Source organism: Streptomyces sp. NPDC111516, assembly GCF_055635345.1.
Map to the genome: position 1 here is coordinate 1 of NZ_JBVKBV010000067.1, position 2,506 is coordinate 2,506.

Sequence of the window (2,506 nt, forward strand, 5' to 3'; positions counted from 1 at the left end):
GCGATCTGGCTGGTCAGGGGTGGTGCTGAGATGGGTACGGCCACCCGTGATCATCGGTTGGTGTGTGGACAAACGAAGATCAGGTGGTGGCCGCAGGCCATAGCGTAGACCCCGCCCACTGGCTGGAGATGTTCGAGGGCCTGATGGGGCGGATCGCGGGCCGGTTCACACGGTCCGAACCGCGACGCCGAGCACGGTCCCTCGTCTTGGGGTTGCTGTCTGGCCTGCCGCGGAAGAACTGCTGGACTATAGCCGAGCATGCCGGACATGCCACCCCGGACGGCCTTCAGCACCTGCTGGCACGGGCCAAATGGGACGCCGATGCCGTCCGAGACGATGTGCGCGACTACGTCGTGGAGCACCTCGGGGACACCGACGCAGTGCTGGTCGTCGATGAGACCGGCGATCTGAAGAAAGGCACCCATACGGTGGGTGTGCAGCGCCAATACACCGGCACCGCGGGCCGGATTGAGAACTCCCAGGTCGCTGTCTACCTCGTCTACGCCACCGCCCTGGGACACGCGGCTATCGACCGGGAGTTGTACGTCCCGCGCTCGTGGAGCCAGGATCCGGACCGGTGCCGAGCGGCCGGGATTCCCGACGAGGTGGCCTTCGCCACCAAACCGGCCCTGGCCACCACAATGATTGCGCGTGCCCTGGATGCTGGCATCCGTGCGGCCTGGGTCGCCGCCGATGAGGTCTACGGCGCCAACCCGCTCCTGCGCGCCGCTCTTGAAGCCCGCCGGACCGGCTACGTCCTCGCCGTCGCCTGCGACCACCAAGTACCCACCCCAGCCGGGAAGTTCCGGGCAGACACCCTGGCCAGGAAGCTTCCCCAACGCGCCTGGCAGCAACGCTCCGCAGGCGCCGGGGCCAAAGGACTGCGCTTCTACGACTGGGCGGTAGCCGACCTCACCAACACTGAGCCTGGTCACCACCAGCTGCTGGTGCGCCGCAACCGCCGCACTGGTGAACTCGCCTTCTACCGCTGCTACTCACCCACGCCAGTGCCATTGACCACACTGGTGCGGGTCGCCGGATCAAGGTGGACGGTCGAAGAAACATTCCAATCCGGAAAGGGCCTGGCCGGACTGGACGAACACCAGGTCAGACGGTGGACCTTTTGGCACCGCTGGGTCACCCTCGCCATGCTCGCGCACGCCTTCCTCGTCGTCACCACCGCGCATGAACGCACCCGCCATCCCACCCCGGACAGTCTGATCCCACTGACCTGCAACGAGATCCAGCACCTGTTCACCAACCTGGCTGTCCAGCCCGTCCACAACGCAGCCCACCGGCTCCGCTGGTCGTACTGGCGACGGCGACACCAAGCCCGCGCACGCGACGGCCACTACCGACGACAAACGGCCCAAAACGCGTAGAGGGACGCCGCGGCCACTGGTACGACACCGAACCCGCGTGTCGTTGACGTGCTCCGTAGGCACCAAACCGCTCCGTTATGTGAATATATTTGAGAGCGAGTTAGGTATCCCTTACTGTGACGGCTATGGGACAGGACATCGCACGTCTCCATCACATAGGCCACGTTGTCAACGACATGGCACAGGCGATCACCCTCTACGAGCGGTTGGGCTTCGTCGTACCACCGCCCAGTTGTCCCGCGATTCCCCTCCATGAGGGCGCTGCGCCCAAGCCCTTCGGCGCTGCGAACACTCACGCCGACTTCCCACGCTCTTTCCTCGAACTCGTGACCTGCGTGAAGGACAGTGACACCGACGGCCTGCCCGCCGACGCACACCTCGTGCCCCTGCAGGCGCCGACCGAACTGCTGTCCCAGCTAGTGGAACGGATCAACGAGACCAGCGCCAACATGGCGGCGTTCCTGAATCGCTTCGAGGGGCTGCACATCCTCATGTTTTCGTCAGCCGACATTGACGCCGCGGCCGCGCGACTGACGGCCGCCGGTGTGCGCCATGGCGGGGTGAACACTGTGCGCCGCGCGGCGCCGCCGGGCGCGGGAACCCCGGTGGAGACCGTCCGCTACCTGGAGATCGATAGCGATGAGCCCGGCGCCAGGCCGGGCTCGGTGGCAGAGGGACGGGTCGGCATCGTCGCCGACTTGGACCCGGACATCCAAGGTGCCCGGCACCGCGACCACCCCAACGGCGCCGTCGATCTCGTCGAGGCCGTGCTCTGCGTCGCCGACCAGGAACTGGCCACGGTCCAGCACCGGTACGCCACCTACCTCGGCCAGTCGGCACGGCCGCAGGGACCTGCCCACGTCCTTGACCTCAACGGTGCCGCCCTGACACTCGTACCCGCCTCCGGCCTCGCAGCCCTTCTGCCAGGTGAGCGGCCGACCGCGTTCCCGGCGCTCGCCGGCTACACCGTCGCCGTCCGCGACCTCTCTCTCACCCGCGACCTCCTGCACCGCAACGGACTCCCGCCACGCGAGACACCCTCCGGCGACATCTTCGTACCGGCCGATGCCGCGCTCGGCAGCGCTGTCATCTTCCGCCAAGCCGCCCTTCAAACTTGAAGATCA

General features: G+C 66.8%; 2 protein-coding genes. Both read left to right on the forward strand.

All coding sequences use genetic code 11. The annotated features are described in order from the left end of the window. Positions 1 to 143: 143 nt before the first annotated feature. The gene (locus ACZ7L9_RS38000; RefSeq protein WP_471422088.1) at positions 144 to 1,382 is read left to right on the forward strand and encodes an IS701 family transposase; all 1,239 of its coding nucleotides are present in this window, start codon (positions 144 to 146) and stop codon (positions 1,380 to 1,382) included. A gap of 125 nt (positions 1,383 to 1,507) precedes the next feature. Continuing rightward, positions 1,508 to 2,500: a VOC family protein gene (locus ACZ7L9_RS38005; protein ID WP_471422087.1), complete on the forward strand. Its 993-nt coding sequence runs from the start codon at positions 1,508 to 1,510 to the stop codon at positions 2,498 to 2,500. The last annotated feature ends 6 nt before the right edge of the window (positions 2,501 to 2,506 follow it).

What these genes read in the sequence shown, in the direction of transcription:
- ACZ7L9_RS38000 (WP_471422088.1), top strand. Translation starts at nt 144, where the DNA reads ATGGGGCGGATCGCGGGCCGGTTCACACGGTCCGAACCGCGACGCCGA.
- ACZ7L9_RS38005 (WP_471422087.1), top strand. Translation starts at nt 1,508, where the DNA reads ATGGGACAGGACATCGCACGTCTCCATCACATAGGCCACGTTGTCAAC.